The sequence below is a fragment of the Vibrio sp. 10N.261.51.F12 genome, from assembly GCF_041471725.1.
Taxonomy (GTDB): domain Bacteria; phylum Pseudomonadota; class Gammaproteobacteria; order Enterobacterales; family Vibrionaceae; genus Vibrio.
Map to the genome: position 1 here is coordinate 41,954 of NZ_JBFROV010000011.1, position 15,602 is coordinate 57,555.

Consider the following 15,602-nt stretch of genomic DNA (forward strand, 5'->3'; position numbering starts at 1 on the left):
AGAATAGAGAATAGAGAATATTACGATGATAAACGTGCAGATAGACACTCTGCACGTTGTGGACTTCATTCATTGTTGAGGTCAGCCGTTTATTTTTGTTAACTCACTTACCCTCTTGATTAGAAGGCTTATCCTCTTGATTAGAATACCGTCATTAAATAGAGGCTTTTACTGTCTGTGCGAGTTTCTTTGCTGTTTGTTCCGGGTCCGCGTTGGGGTTATTAAAAAAGTCCGTTACGACATCAAAGATAGCGCCCTGTACATAGCTTGTCGTCGCCATGCCTTGAGATACACTTGGTACCAAATCACCGGTTTTTTCAGCGGCACGAAAGCTTGTCATTGAATCAAGGGAACACTGATCAAACTTAGACATATCTAAATCCGTTCGAGCAGGCAACGAGCCTTTTTTTAGATTAAAGGTTTCTTGAAAAGACTTATCTAGAATCGCTGCAGCCAATGCTTTTTGAGCGTCAACGTCACCGCTGTCTTTTAAGTCAAAAAACGCAAAGCTATCGATATTATAAGAAAATTGGCTGGCGGTGCCGGGCACTGGTACACAAATAAAATCTTTGCCTGGTACTTTGCCGGCTGCAATAAACTCGCCTTTCGCCCAGTCGCCCATGATCTGCATTGCAGCTTCGCCATTGGCAACCATTGAGGTGGCGGCGTTCCAAGAGCGTTCTTGCGCTCCTGCATCCATATAATTGCGCAATTTTTTAAACTTGATCAACGCCTCAACCATCTTGTCACTAGAGAGCATCTTAAGATCAAGGTCAACAAATGCCTTAATGTACCCTTCCGTACCGAGAACATTCAGAGCAATGGCTTCAAACATGGTCGCGTCTTGCCAAGAGCCTATTCCGTTTGCCAACGGTAGGTAACCTGCTGCTTTAATTTTTTCAGCGGCAACAAAGAATTCATCTAATGTGGTCGGAACTTCCACTCCGGACTTTTTCAATACCTCCGGGTTCGCCCATAACCAGTTTACACGGTGAATATTGACAGGCACCGCGACGTACTCACCATCGTATTTCATTATATCGGTAACAATTTTAGGCACCTTTTGGTCCCACTTCCCCTCATCTGCAACATCGTCGAGGTTAGTCAGAAAACCTAGGCTACCCCACTCCTGTATATCGTGGCCTTTTATTTGAGCCGCCGAGGGAGGGTTACCAGACACTGCGCGCGTTTTTAATACCGTCATCGCCGTCTCACCACCGCCACCAGCAACAGCAAAATCTTTCCAAGTATGTCCTTGCTCCTCAAGCTGTTCTTTTAGCGGCTGAACAGACTTTTCCTCACCACCGGAGGTCCACCAGTGTAAGACCTCAACTTCGCCAGCAGAGACAAGACTTGGCATTACAGCAGAAGAGAGTAACGACAATGTTAGTAACGTATTGTTTAATTTCATTTTTTTCACGTATCTTTTGGATAGAACGTCGTTTAAGACAATGCTAGGCTTCTAAATTTGGCGGGATAAAGACCTGAACCTCCAACCCTCCAAAATCAGCATTTCGCACGATGAGATCGCCTCCTAATCCATGGAGGATACTACGGCATATTCCCAATCCAAGGCCATGCCCATCTTTATCTGTTGCCAATCGCACATAAGGCTCAAAAACCGCTTCAATCTTTTCTTCTGGGATTCCCGGCCCTTTATCCAAGATAGTAATAATGATCCACTTAGGGTTTTCTTCTACCGTGATAAAGGCTTTCTCTCCATATTTCACTGCATTATCGACAAGGTTTGTCAGTACTCGCTTAATCGCAAGCGGCTTGGCAATAAATGGTTCGATAGGCTCTGATGTGAGTGACACCAAGGTATGCACTTGGTTATGGGTCTCAGAGACGCTGCGAATAATGTCATTCAGGTCGACATAAGCATTATTTTCATGCAAATCAGTATCACGCACACACTGTAATGCCCCTTTGACCATCATCTCTAGTTCATCCAAATCTTGGTTAAACTTGTCTCGCTTTATATCCTCATCGAGCAATTCAGCACGTAACCTAAGACGGGTAATTGGCGTTTTAAGATCATGGGAGATAGAAGAAAAGAGATGTTCCCGATCGGCAATATACTTGCGGATTCGAGTCTGCATTCGGTTAAAGGCACGCGTTGCCGTGACTAACTCTGTTGCGCCCTGCTCTTGCAACGGAGGTTGATCAATATCCATGCTCATGTCATTAGCCGCCTTGGCTAATCGCCTTAGAGGCTTGACTTGCGCACGCACTAATAAGAACGTCAATAGCAACAACAACGTAGTAGAAGTAAATAAGAACACCATTTGATCTTGGGACAACATGGTGTCATCAAGCTGGATGTAAGGTGATGGCAGCAAAGCCGCAATATATAGCCATTCTCCTTGGGCGATTTTAAGCTGTACGACTAACACAGGAGGATCTAGCGGGCCTAATGTGAGAGTGTGGTGCGCCCAAGATTTTGGGAGATCATCAAGAAAAATATCATTCTTAAGCAGCCGTAAATTCTCTGCTTTGGAAAATTCAACACTGACGGCTTGAATCGAAGGAAGATTCTCATTGAGAACATCTCTAACGGCTGTCATCGAGGCTAATTTCAACGGCGTGTCCGGAATGGGGTCAACGATCAGTTCTTCTTTGTTGAATGATACAAAGAAGCGAGTTCCGCCCATATTACGAATCTGATCAAGTACGATATGCCGATACTTTATCGGTAGCTTCTGGAAGAAAGTCACCGTCGAAGCGAACATGTTGGCCATACTCGCGGACGTATCACGAATACCGGCCAATTCATCTTGTTTGGTTTTTTGATACCAAATAGCCGTCATTACGCCTTGCGAACAGACCACCGCTAATAAGGTCAACAACAGTGTGCGCGCAACAAGCGAGTTGAGGTTAAAGCGCCTTAACCAACGAGAACGAGACATCTTTCTATTACCTTGTGCATGAACATTACGTTCACCTAGTACCCATATTCCACAGCAACCGATAAGATGTAGCCGTTACCACGCATCGTTTTGATGTAATGAGGAAATTCTTTACTCTTGCCTAAACGGTTTCGTATACGGCTCAGCTGAACATCAATGCCACGTTCAAAAGGCAGCGCTTCTCTACCACGAGTCGCAAAAGATATTGTATCTCTATCTAAAACTTCGTTAGGTTTGGATAAAAACAGCATCAACAACGCAAAATCACTTCCCGATAAGTCATGATGTCGCCCCGTCACACGGTTCACCATACGCTGAGACAACGCATCCAGTCGCCATTCACCAAAATCGATGGTTCGTGGCGGCAGTTCATCTGACTTATCATCATTGATATGCGCACGCCTTAACAACGCTTTGATTCGAGCCATTAACTGACGAGGGCTAAATGGTTTTGCAATGTAATCATCAGCGCCAATCTCAAGGCCGATAATCTGATCGGTTTCATCCGATACCGCCGTTAACATGATAATCGGCACCTGCGAATCCCGGCGAACTCGCTGGCATAACGCAAAGCCATCATCCCCCGGCAACATAACGTCTAACAAAATCAAATCAGGATAGCCTTTGGCCTTAATGAACAGCTCCATTTCGACACCATCTTCTGCGGTGGTGACCTGGAAACCCGATTTACTCAAATACTCGTCAAGTAATGAACGGATCTCCTCATCGTCATCTACTACAAGAATGTGTGTCTTTGACTGCATTTCCAATCCTTAATGGCTATATTCAGTGGCTATATTGTAAGGCTTTGCGCCTTTGTTTATCATCGCTTCATTAATAAAAACAGTACACCAATCTTGACTAAGATCACGAATGTGACACTTAACAAGTATGACGAAAACCAATACTTCATTCTTTGCTCAACCTTATGAAGAGCAACTAATTTCCATCTTCTTTCCCCAATCGGGTGGCAAACTAGCAAACGAGGCATGATTAACATGTTCATCATACGGTGTCTTCAATACGTAAATTAAGTCATCAACTAATGAAAAGTCACCGTGCTCAGCAGACTCTATCGCCTGTTGAGCCAGATAGTTGCGTAAGATGTACTTTGGGTTAACTGCGCGCATTCTGGCGCATCGCTCGACATTAGACAAACTTTCCAGCTCAACTCTGGATAAATATATCTCCAGCCACGCCTCCGCTCCCTCACGATCGTGAAAAAGATCGATAACCGTTGAACGATTCTGAGTATCAAGATTAGAAAGTGCTCTGAAAAATAGGCAAAAATCCACATGATGACGCTCGAGGAAGTCAAAGGTCTCGTTAAAGAACGCCCCATCTTCTGGGAGTTTACTTAAAATACCCAATTTAGCGCGCATTTTTTGGCTATATTCGCGCTGTAGAGTGGGGGTAAAATGCTGCAAAGCGGCATCCAGATGCTCTCGGTCGATCAAAGGCGATAACGCGTGTGCTAATGCCGTTAGGTTCCACAATGCGATCGAAGGCTGGTTATCAAAAGCATAGCGCCCTTGGTAATCGGAATGATTACAAATATACCCAGGCTCATAATCATCCAAGAATCCAAATGGACCATAATCAAAGGTCTGCCCTAAAATAGACATATTGTCGGTATTCATTACACCGTGCGCGAAGCCCACCGATTGCCACCCCGCTATCATGACAGCTGTTTTTTCAACAACCTGCGTAAAGAAGTCAGCATAAACATGTTCGTGTTTTAGGCTATCTGAAAAATGCCATTCAATGACCTTATCAACTAAGAGTTTTAACTCACTGTGTTGACCCGAATAGAAGAAATGCTCAAAGTGACCAAAACGAACATGGCTCTCAGATAGTCGTATCAACAGTGCACCTTGTTCAACTCGTTCACGATAGACCGGCGTATCACTGACCATCATACCTAACGCTCGCGTTGTCGGGATACCAAGCCCATACATCGCTTCACTGCATAAATACTCGCGAATCGTCGAGCGAAGCACTGCGCGACCATCCCCCATTCTTGAATATGGTGTCTTCCCAGCGCCTTTTATGTGGACATCTTGAACGTTGCCGTAGCGGTCTTTTATTTCGCCCAGCAGTAATCCACGACCATCCCCAAGGTCTGGGTTATAAACACCAAACTGATGGCCTGCATATTTCATTGCCAATGGTGTGAAGGCATCAAGGGGTTGGCTACCGGATAACACAGAGAGCAATTCAGGGTACTCGTTTGCCACGCTAGGCAGTCGCAGGTCTTTGGCAAGGTCGCGGTTCCAAGCCACCCACTGCGGTGCTTTTAAAAGCGTTGGGTTGACCGGGGTATAAAAACTAGCAGGAAACTCAGAATAACGAGTTGATATGTCGACACTATCCCAGATGGACATAATTCAGTCCCTTTTACATCAAATAAATAAGGTGTAATAAGAGTATAGCGGGAGGAAATTGATAAAAAAGCAACTAAAAGAAGGGTCTTTTGCCTAGAGGAGCACCCAGATCCCAATACTTAACTGGAATTTGAACTGTCCTCTAAGAAAGCATGCGTGATTAAATCAGCGCAAGTATGGCAACAACTGTGCCTAGTGAGAACAAGCAAGTACGGCTGATAACGCCAAAGTTAGACGGTTGAATCATTTCATGATGCATAGGCAATTTCTCCTTTTTATTACACTACAATTACAATTTAGAACGAAATTGCTATTTTTTCAATATTGTTAACGCAAATCTTTGAATTAGTGCCAACAATGTATGTCATTGGCACTGAATTTAGGGAGAAAGCAAGGGGACTCCCCTGCTGTTTACATCAACTTATATCGATATTTCTTATGCAATGATTCCTAATGTCGATTTTTAAGTCAAAATAACCTCTCGAGTTTTTTCCAAACGAACCGCAGACACTTTAAATTCAGGGATTTTGGCGTAAGGGTCTGTGGCCGTATTCGTGAGTTTATTGGCGGCTGACTCAGCAAAATGGAACGGAACAAATACCACACCTTGTTGCATTTTTTTGGTCACAAATGCTGGGGCTGAAATTTCTCCACGCCGAGATATCAATGTCACCGATTCGCCGTTACCAATATCAAGACGCTCTGCATCTTCTACACTAATCATCACTCTAGGGCCGGCTAAATTGTCTAGCCCTTTTGTTTTTCTCGTCATCGTTCCAGTATGGAACTGTTCAAGTAAACGACCAGTGGTCAGCGTCAATGGGAACGCTTCATCGGGTAACTCTGCGGCATATTCAAATGGAATCGCGGCCATCGCTCCCTTACCTCGAATAAACTGGTCTTTGTGCATGATACGAGTACCAAATGGCTTGACGTCATTACATGGCCATTGCAACCCATTCCCACCAATTGATTCCCAGCGAATTCCTTTATATTGAGGAGTAACTTGCGCGATTTCTTCCGTAATGTCTTGTACGGTTTGATACTGCCACTCCCCTCCCATTGCATTGGCAATGTGTTGAATGATTCGCCAATCCTCCATCGCTTCCCCTGGCGCCTTCACGGCAGGAACAAGTCGCTGGACCCGCCTCTCGGTATTCGTAAAGTGCCCCGCTTTCTCAGCAAACGAATAAGAAGGCAGGACAACGTCCGCCAACTGAGCCGTTTCGGTTAAGAAAATGTCCTGCACCACTAAGAAATCGAGGTTTTTTAAGCCTTTCAAAACATGCGCTTGATCCGGGTCGCTCAATACGGGATTTTCTCCCATGACGTAGAGGGCTTTCATGTTACCGTCACACGCTGCATCAATTATTTCTGTCAGTGTTAATCCACGATCTTTCGGCAGATCTTGGCTATGCCAAGCCTTTGCAAACTTCGCTTGCACCTCTGGATTAGTGACCTTTTGATAACCAGGATAATCTGTCGGTAATGCGCCCATATCACACGAGCCCTGTACATTAGACTGACCGCGAAGTGGGTTAATCCCTCCACCTTCTATACCAACGTTGCCACATAACATTTGTAGGTTTGCAATAGAACGAACGTTGTCATGTCCTGTTGTATGCTGAGTAATTCCCATTGAGTAGTAGACCGAACTGACGTTGGCCGTACCGATTATCTGTGCCATTTTTTCAATATCAGCGGCAGGCACTCCGGTAATCAGTTCTGCATTGCTGGCAGAATAAGCCGGTTTATTTATCTCCAGAACAAACTCACGGTACCCTTCTGTTCGGTCGGCGATATATTCATCATCTTGCCATCCATTAAGGACAATTTGGTGCATGATGGCATTGAGCAGCATCACGTCGGTTCCTGGACGGTGGCGCAAGTAAAGCGAGGCATGGTCAACCATATCAATCCGCTTAGGATCGGCAACGACCAATGTCGCCCCATCTGCCACCGCTTGTTTAATATGAGAACCAATAATGGGGTGCGCTGCGCTGGTGTCAGAGCCAATGATAAAAATAACATCCGAGTGCTTAATGCTCGGGATGTCATTCGTCATCGCACCGCTACCGAATGCGGCTTCCAAGCCAGTCACCGTTGATGCGTGGCACAGACGAGCACAGTGATCGATGTTATTGGTACCAAACTCACGACGAAGCAGTTTTTGGAAGGCATAGTTGTCCTCATTCGTCGTCTTCGCCGACGAGAATCCCGCTAAACTGTCACTACCGTGCATCGCCCTAATTTTGGAAAACTTGTTGGCCACGTAGTCTATCGTTTCCGACCACGACGCGGGCTCAAGCTTCCCAGACTTTCGGATCAAAGGCGTAGTTAGCCGTTCTTCGCTGTCAATAAAGTCAAAACCAAATCGCCCTTTAACACAGAGCATGCCTTGATTCACAGGTGATGTTTTGTCGCCTTTCACATAACGAATTTTATTGCTACTCGCATCTACATACAGCTCAACTCGACAACCAACACCGCAGTATGTACAGATAGTTTTCACTGGTGTCAGCATTTCGATACGGCTGTGGGACTTATCTCGTTTATCCACCAACGCACCGGTTGGGCAAACCTGGACACACGCCCCACATTGGACACAATTACTGTCACCCATCATGGCATTGTCAGGAAAGCTTGGTCGGTGAGAAGATTCAGAAAAATTCAAGATACCGTGTACTGATTCTGTTTGACAGGCGTGGACACAAGAGCCGCAACTAATGCAGCGGTTTGCATCAAACACAATAAATTCACTCGACTTGTCTACCGGGAACATTTTACGTTCATTCGTATCAATCTCTCGGTAGTCCACCTGATATTCAGTCGCATAATCGCGCAGGTCACACTGTGTATTCGCTTGGCAACCACACTCAAGGCATCGCGCCGCTTCCGATATCGCTCGTTCACTGTCGATATCGAGCTCAACCTCTTTATAGGTGGTTTGACACGCATCGACATCTAATTGCTCAGCCTGAGCTCGTGGTCGCGCGGGTTCTTGCAGGTATTCAGTTTGCCTAACAAGGCTAATCCGTTCCGCTTTATGGCTGTTGAATTGAGTCCGCTCAGGCTTAAAGTGCCCCTGAAGGATAAAGCGCTCGATCGCATCTGCGGCTTTTTTTCCATCAGCAATCGCCTCGATAGCCGTGGCAGGGCCTCGTCTAAAATCACCAATGCTGTAAATATTGTAGCCATGATGCATCGATTCGGAATCAGACGCCGCCGTGCCCCAATCAGTGAGTGGCAACGAATGCTTCGCCGCTTTTAAGAAGTCCGCATCCGGTTTTTGTGACAGTGCGGAAATCACTGTATCAAATGACTCGATGATGGTTTTCCCCGTTGACACTGGTCGCCTTCGACCTGAGCTATCAGGCTCACCAAGCTCCATGATTTCTAGCTCAATCTGGTTGACTCGCCCATCTGAATCAGCCATATTTTCTACTGGATTCGTTAAAAATCGAAACCTAACTCCCTCAAGTTCTGCGGCTTCAATCTCATGCAGTTCAGCGGGCATTTCATGGCGGGTTCGTCGATAGATAATGGTTGTTTTCGCCCCCTCTCTAATCGCAGTTCTAGCACAATCAATCGCGGTATTGCCGCCACCAATGACGGCGACCTTTTTTCCGACTTTAAATGATTGGTTAGTCATCATGTCTTTAAGAAAGTCGACGCCTAAGATACATCCCGGTAGATCGGAGCCTGAGTAAGGCATATTGACGGCCTTCGTTGCCCCAACCGCTAAACACACCGCTTCATAGTTATCGGTGAGCTCATCCAGCGTCATGTCGCTACCTAGCTTGGTGTCGGTATGAATTCGCATGCCACCGCGGCACATTAGTTCAATTTCTTTGTCTAGCGTTGCTTTAGGTAGCCGGTATTCAGGGATACCGTAACGCAGCCAGCCGCCGGCTTCGGGCATGGACTCAAACACATCCACAGCGAAACCTTGATAGCTTAAGTAATAGCCGCAAGCTAAACCTCCAGGCCCAGCCCCCACGACCGCGACGCGGTGACCGTTATATGGCCGCTTTTCAGGTGTAAATTGTTCCGAAAGCGATAAATCAATATCAGCAGCGTGGCGCTTTAATTGCCGAATCGCCACAGGTTCATCGACTAAGCTACGGCGACATTCATGCTCACAAAATGCAGGGCACACACGACCAATGGAGATAGGCATCGGCAGTGTATCTTTGATGACCTCAACCGCTTTAGAGTGGTCTTGTTGCGCAATGTGATAGAGATAGGTTTGTATGTCTACGTTGGCGGGACATGCAACTTTGCAAGGGGCTTCACAATCAGCATTATGATCGGCAAATATACGATTTAAAGCTTGGCGGCGCAGTGTATTAATTTGCGCTGATTGAGTGACTATCGTCATCCCGTCCTCAATGCAGGTCGCGCATGCTTTTACAATACCTTTGCCCACGATTTCCACAACGCACAAATCGCACGACTGTTTATTAGGATGCTGACTGATAGAGCACAGTGAAGGGACATCAATTTGAATATCTTTTGCGACATCCAAGATACTCTTTTGCTCACGCAATAGGTAAGTTTGACCATTAATTGTTACATTCATATAGAGCCATCTCTTTAAAATCATTGACACATGGCCCACTGTGCTCTGCGCTTTAAAGCAGAACCTTGCTAGCATAAGCAGAGAATTGCTAAGCTAATTCGGGCGAACCTAATTCATCATACAAATACAATTAATCATACAAATACATGCATGTCCACATAGTCAGTATGGATTTGAGAATCAGGTTATAACGAACCATTAGCAATGCCCTGAAACAACAGTCAGCAACACAGTGGTCGAACAAGTTAAAAAGAGAATTTTGGGTGCTCGCTGGGGATCTCTATCATAGAGACTTAAAATAGGAGCTATCTGTGTTTATTATAACCACACATACAGAAAGGATAAATATTGTCCGTTCTAAAACGAGACCTTGAGTGGCGTATAATGGTAAATTTGGTACAAACTTCATTGCTATGCTTCTGTTCATCAACACCGTAATAAATGAATAGAGGATCACCAATGACATTGCTTAAAGATATCGCCCTGAGTTCGGTTATCACGACTGCTGTTATGCTTAGCTTGCACGCTTCTTGGGATTGGGTTTTCATTGCTAGCTTGGAGGTTGCTGTATTAGCTTCTATTATCCTCGCCAGTATGCTCAAAGGGGCAATATCGCTAGAAAAGGTCATGGCATCGCACTTTTTACGCCATCAAACCTTCCCAAAACTAAAGCGTGGTATCTCGTCTTATATCATTTTAGTGGGTTCGAAGTTTGCCGCTATGGCCATTATCGCCCTGATTTTCAAGCAGCACGTGGCATTTACCGGCGCATTTAGTGGTGTAGTCGCATTTTTCGCGATCATCTTTGCTGTGCTTGGCATTGAAGCATTAATTGCACGTTTGAAACTGCAGCCAGTATTCAGCTAAATCTCTACTCTCAATCCAAACGCTCCGATTTCATTTCAGATAGACGTAAAAAAGCCCCGTCATTTCTGACGAGGCTTTAAAATGTGGTCGGTGAAGAGGGATTCGAACCCCCGACCCTCTGGTCCCAAACCAGATGCGCTACCAAGCTGCGCTATTCACCGAGATGTTGCATTGAGTCTTGCTAAGCAACGGATTCGTATATTACTGATTATTTTTTTTGACGCAAGTCATTTAGCACATCTTTTTTGTGCCAAATGATCGTTTGCTCAAGTATCAACCAATAAATCGTAAATAGTGACCAAGCACACACAGTTAGACACAAATCATTAACGAATTATTCTCAATTGATCCAGATCAGTGTCTAATTTTTAACCGCACAGTAGCATCAATCTGTCATCTAGCTTTGGAGGAAACATGGATTTTTGGCTTAATCTCCTATTTGGTAATGCGGTAGGCCTGTCATCAATGATCGTTATTTTTGGTGCCATTGGGCTTATGTTGTTTTACGGTGGTTTCTTCATCTACAAAGTAATGAATGACAAATCTCCTCACTAGAATCGCTTAGCCACTACTCGACAGCGACAATGCTGAAGAATAGACAACGCTTCGCACCGGAGTGAATGTATTGTTCACTCCGGACTTTTATTGCACATACACTTCTTTTTTAACACCTCTCATTTTCCCTAACTCAAGCTTAAGATATACTTTAGTTATCCTACTCTCTTACCTGTGTGACCTATCCGGGATACGTTATGTCTCAAGATGATGATCTGGAGCTATTCCAACAAATGATGGGCGATGTTAAGCCCTTAGAAAACGATACGATTGAGCTGAAAAAAGAACATCGTGTGTCTGAAGCACAACTAGCAAAACGCGATGCAGCCTTGTGGCTGTCAGAACAATGTCCTGATTACTTATCATTGGATTCTGCTCCCCCCTTAAAACCTGAAGCCCTTATCGAATTTAAGCGCGATGGCGTGCAAGAAGGGGTGTATCGCAAACTTCGTTTAGGCAAATACCCACTAGAGGCTAAATTGGATCTCCATCGCCGGACTCTCAGTCAGGCGAGAGACGAAGTCACCGCTTTTTTAAGGCAGTGCATGCGACTGGATGTGCGAACGATCATTATTGTTCATGGCAAAGGTGAGCGCTCTAACCCACCAGCATTAATCAAAAGCTATGTGGCGCACTGGCTGACTCAAATAAAAGATGTCCAATGTGTCCACAGCGCCCAACAATTTCACGGTGGAAGCGGTGCGGTGTACGTTTTACTGAGGAAAAGCCCTGAAAAACGGCTCGATAATCGAGAACGGCACCAAAAACGAACGAGTTGAGTGACTTGTCACTCACTTGGGTATAAAATACGCGACCTTATTTGTGTCTGACCAACCAAGAGTAATATAAACTCATGCCTAACTCTGCTGACGGTAAACGTCTTAATAAATACATCAGTGAAACTGGTTTTTGTTCTCGTCGTGAAGCGGATCGACTGATTGAACAGAAACGAGTCACCATCAACGGTATCACTCCAGAAATGGGGACAAAAGTGATGGCAGGTGACAACGTAGAAATCGATGGCAAGCCAGTTAAAAGCAAAGAGAAACCTGTTTATATTGCCTTGAATAAGCCAACCGGTATTACCTGTACTACCGAGCGTGATGTACCTGGTAACATTGTCGACTTTATTGGACACAGCAAACGTATTTTTCCTATCGGTCGATTAGACAAACCCTCTGATGGTTTGATTTTCCTGACCAATGACGGCGATATCGTCAATAAAATCTTGCGTGCAGGCAACAACCACGAAAAAGAGTATGTGGTGCGTGTTGATAAAGCCGTTTCAAAAGAATTTCTTAAGAACATGGCGGCTGGCGTTGCGATTTTAGACACAGTCACGCTGCCTTGTACGGTTGAACAAGAAACACGGTTCTCGTTTCGAATCACACTGACACAAGGGTTAAACCGCCAGATTCGACGCATGTGTGAAGCCCTAGGCTACGAGGTGCTTAAACTCCGTCGCGTTCGTATCATGAACATCAGTATTGATGGTATTCCAAACGGACAGTGGCGCTATCTTAGCGATGCAGAAGTTCAAGAGATTCATGCCTTATGTGAAGGGTCATCCAGTACCGAAGAAGCCTCTAGAAAAGATGGGACAGGTCGACGCATCAATAAAGCAACCGATGCCAAACTTCATGATGCTCGTATCGAAGCAAAACGAGAAAAAATGAAGACCTTCTCGGGCCATGGTGCCGATGAGTTCAGACGCGGGCCTAAACAGAGTAATCGCAATAAGCCTAGTACTGGTCGTCCTAATTCAGAGCATAAACCTCGTCAAAACTCGACACCAAGCAAACCGAAGGCTCGTGTTAGCGGAACCTTGTCGTTAAAAAAATAGACACTTGTGAGCGCCTATAGGCAATCAATTTTGTTGGTAATAGCGCTTGTAGGTAATAGCGCTTGTAGGTAATCGCTCCTGTAAGCAATAACACTTGCAGACAACCGCTCCCGCAGACAATAAGCATTTGCCTGCGTTAGGGCGACGGTAAGCTAACTCTCACATAAATTAGCAAAGACACCACGCGTCAGCGTCGCTAAATCTTGCGGCGCTAACTCAATCTCAAGCCCTCGCTTTCCTGCGCTTACACACATGGTTTTTCTTAGTTCAGCACTAATGTGTATAAAAGTAGGCAATAGCTTTTTTTGTCCTAACGGGCTGATACCACCTAAGACATATCCCGTCGCTTTCTGAGCAATGTCTTTATCGGCCATCTCTGCTTTTTTGCCGCCCGCCGCTTTTGCCGCCAATTTTAAGTTTAATTTTTCCTCGACCGGAATGATCGCGACCGCCAGGTTTTTTGGCTCACCATTTAGTGAAAACAGTAGCGTTTTAAAAACGGTTTCAGGGTCTTGTCCAAGGGCTTGTACCGCCTCAAGCCCGTAGCTCTCGTGTCTTGGATCATGGTGATATTGGTGGACAACGTGGTTGATTTTCTTCTTTTTAGCAAGATTAATAGCAGGTGTCATAACAGTTCCCAAGACAATAAAAAAAGCGGCACCAAAGGCACCGCTTAGTTTTAAACTGACTCATACAAAGAGTCAATCAGTGACTATTTGATTTTGTATACGATCTCACCTTTCGGCTCATACTTATTGACGTCAATTGGGCTGTTGGCTTCTAAGTAGTCTTTCAACACTTCAGCATCAACAAAGCCAGTATTCACATAGCCAGGGTGGTTGTTCAATTTAGGGTAACCATCACCGCCCGCAGCATTAAAGCTAGGAACCGTAAATCTGTAGGTCGCTTTAGGGTCTAGTGCTTTACCATTAATAACAACGTCGGAAACAGATTCTTTACCTACCGTCATTGAGATACCAGCAAACTGTGCGTATGCACCAGAATCAACCGGTTTTAGCGCGACAACATTCAAGTAATCTAGCACTTCCGCGCCGCTCATGTCGGTGTAAGTGACGATGTTACCAAACGGCTGAACCGTTAAGACATCTTTGTATGTCACATCGCCTTGCTCAATGGAGTCGCGAACGCCACCAGAGTTCATGACCGCAAAATCGGCTTTAGCTCGCTCTTTATGAGACATACCAATCAAACGACCTAGGTTAGTCTGCTTAAAGCGAACCACATTACGGTCCCCTTCGAGCTTGCCATTTGTTTCAGCAATTTTTTCACCCAATTGACCCTGGCCTTTTTCTTGATACGGCGTCAGGAACGCAAGTAATTCTGCATCTTCCTGAATCTCACCTTCAATCAGCACCCGTTGTTTTTTACCGTCAACTTTGACTTTTTTCTTCAGGTTAACCGGAATCAAATCGTAGCTCACCATGTCGAGTTCGCCGTTTTTAAATTCATAGTCGGCACGACCTACGTATTTGCCCCATTCGTGTGCTTGAACAATCCAAGTGCCGTTTTGAGTATCAGGTTTACACTCATCCGCTGGCTTGAAGTTCTTTTTAACGACATTAGGGCCTTCCATACAGACCGGCTCTTGTGAGTGACCACCGACAATCATGTCTAGGTCGCCTTCATTAAGATAGCGTGCTAACGCAACATCACCCGGTGCATTCACTCCACGCTCACCATTTTCATAGTGACCCATGTGAGTCACGGCAAAAATAAGATCGGGTTTTTCTGTTTCTTTTAGTTCGGCAATGAGCTTTTTAGCCTCAACTTTCGGGTCACGGAACTCGATACCCCCAATATATTCAGGATTACCAATCTTCGCCGTGTCTTCGGTTGTTAAGCCAATAACCGCAATTTTAATACCTTGCTTGTCAAACATTTGGTAAGCATCAAACATGCGCTCACCGGTTTTCTTGTCGTAAATGTTGGCAGACAACATTGGGAAATTCGCCCACTCTTTTTGCTTAAACAGTACTTCAAGAGGATTATCAAACTCATGATTGCCCAATGCCATTGCATCGTAGCCAATCTTACTCATTCCCTTAAAGTCTGGTTCAGCATCTTGCAGGTCTGATTCAGGAACCCCGGTGTTAATATCACCGCCAGACAAAAGCAATAAGCTGCCACCTTCGGCCTCTACGTCGGCACGAATGCTGTCGATCAGGGTTTTACGAGCAGCCATGCCGTACTCACCGTATTTGTTTTGCCAAAAACGGCCATGGTGATCATTAGTATGAAGAACGGTTAGCTTATAGGTTTCATCGGCATTCCATTCATGTTCTGGTTGAGTTGCGCATCCTGCAAGTGATGCGATGATCGCCGCACTAAGTACGGATTTTAATATAAGGCTATTTTTCATTGTTCTACCTTTGAACTTAGGAGATTCCACTGCTTTAACCGTTTGTAATCAAGAATATTTCCACTCACAAACGGTTTATAAT

At 45.1% G+C, this 15,602-nt stretch carries 11 protein-coding genes and 1 tRNA gene; 4 read left to right on the forward strand and 8 right to left on the reverse strand.

Annotated elements, in window-relative coordinates; all coding sequences use genetic code 11:
* Nucleotides 1–154 precede the first annotated feature (154 nt).
* From AB4405_RS05935 to fdhF, 5 genes are all read right to left on the reverse strand, one after another.
* The gene (locus AB4405_RS05935; RefSeq protein WP_102471008.1) at nucleotides 155–1,411 is read right to left on the reverse strand and encodes an ABC transporter substrate-binding protein; all 1,257 of its coding nucleotides are present in this window, start codon (nucleotides 1,409–1,411) and stop codon (nucleotides 155–157) included.
* Nucleotides 1,412–1,454: 43 nt separating this feature from the next.
* Nucleotides 1,455–2,909, reverse strand: a complete 1,455-nt coding sequence (locus AB4405_RS05940) for an ATP-binding protein (protein ID WP_102471009.1) — start codon at nucleotides 2,907–2,909, stop codon at nucleotides 1,455–1,457.
* 35 nt (nucleotides 2,910–2,944) lie between these two features.
* On the reverse strand, nucleotides 2,945–3,673 hold the full coding sequence (locus AB4405_RS05945; RefSeq protein ID WP_102471010.1) for a response regulator: 729 nt from the start codon (nucleotides 3,671–3,673) through the stop codon (nucleotides 2,945–2,947).
* A 162-nt stretch (nucleotides 3,674–3,835) separates the two neighbouring features.
* Complete coding sequence (locus AB4405_RS05950; RefSeq protein ID WP_372060032.1) at nucleotides 3,836–5,293, reverse strand: YdiU family protein; 1,458 nt, start codon at nucleotides 5,291–5,293, stop codon at nucleotides 3,836–3,838.
* A gap of 463 nt (nucleotides 5,294–5,756) precedes the next feature.
* Nucleotides 5,757–9,875 carry a formate dehydrogenase subunit alpha gene (gene fdhF, locus AB4405_RS05955; RefSeq protein WP_372060034.1) on the reverse strand — a complete coding sequence of 1,373 codons (4,119 nt, stop codon included), beginning with the start codon at nucleotides 9,873–9,875 and terminating at the stop codon, nucleotides 5,757–5,759.
* 459 nt (nucleotides 9,876–10,334) lie between these two features.
* Between fdhF and AB4405_RS05960 the strand changes: the two genes are divergently transcribed.
* Entirely contained in the window at nucleotides 10,335–10,742 is a 408-nt protein-coding gene (locus AB4405_RS05960) for a hypothetical protein (protein ID WP_102471013.1), read from the forward strand.
* 84 nt (nucleotides 10,743–10,826) lie between these two features.
* On the opposite strand, the gene AB4405_RS05965 is transcribed toward AB4405_RS05960, so the two are convergent.
* Nucleotides 10,827–10,903 (reverse strand) — tRNA-Pro (locus tag AB4405_RS05965).
* Nucleotides 10,904–11,156: 253 nt separating this feature from the next.
* On the opposite strand from AB4405_RS05965, the gene AB4405_RS05970 reads away from it, so the two are divergent.
* The 3 genes from AB4405_RS05970 to rluF all read left to right on the forward strand — a co-directional run bounded on the left by AB4405_RS05970 (nucleotide 11,157) and on the right by rluF (nucleotide 13,140).
* On the forward strand, nucleotides 11,157–11,297 hold the full coding sequence (locus AB4405_RS05970) for a DUF3149 domain-containing protein (protein ID WP_102470842.1): 141 nt from the start codon (nucleotides 11,157–11,159) through the stop codon (nucleotides 11,295–11,297).
* A 197-nt stretch (nucleotides 11,298–11,494) separates the two neighbouring features.
* Complete coding sequence (gene smrA, locus AB4405_RS05975) at nucleotides 11,495–12,076, forward strand: DNA endonuclease SmrA (protein WP_372060036.1); 582 nt, start codon at nucleotides 11,495–11,497, stop codon at nucleotides 12,074–12,076.
* Between the two features lie 74 nt (nucleotides 12,077–12,150).
* A complete protein-coding gene (gene rluF, locus AB4405_RS05980; protein ID WP_372060037.1) occupies nucleotides 12,151–13,140 on the forward strand; it encodes a 23S rRNA pseudouridine(2604) synthase RluF in 990 nt (329 codons plus the stop codon).
* Nucleotides 13,141–13,292: 152 nt separating this feature from the next.
* Here rluF and ybaK read toward each other — a convergent pair whose 3' ends face one another.
* Nucleotides 13,293–13,769 (reverse strand): Cys-tRNA(Pro) deacylase, encoded by a 477-nt coding sequence (ybaK, locus tag AB4405_RS05985; RefSeq protein WP_372060038.1) that lies wholly within the window; start codon nucleotides 13,767–13,769, stop codon nucleotides 13,293–13,295.
* Nucleotides 13,770–13,852: 83 nt separating this feature from the next.
* Nucleotides 13,853–15,520 carry a bifunctional UDP-sugar hydrolase/5'-nucleotidase UshA gene (gene ushA / locus AB4405_RS05990; RefSeq protein ID WP_372060039.1) on the reverse strand — a complete coding sequence of 556 codons (1,668 nt, stop codon included), beginning with the start codon at nucleotides 15,518–15,520 and terminating at the stop codon, nucleotides 13,853–13,855.
* Nucleotides 15,521–15,602: the final 82 nt, after the last annotated feature.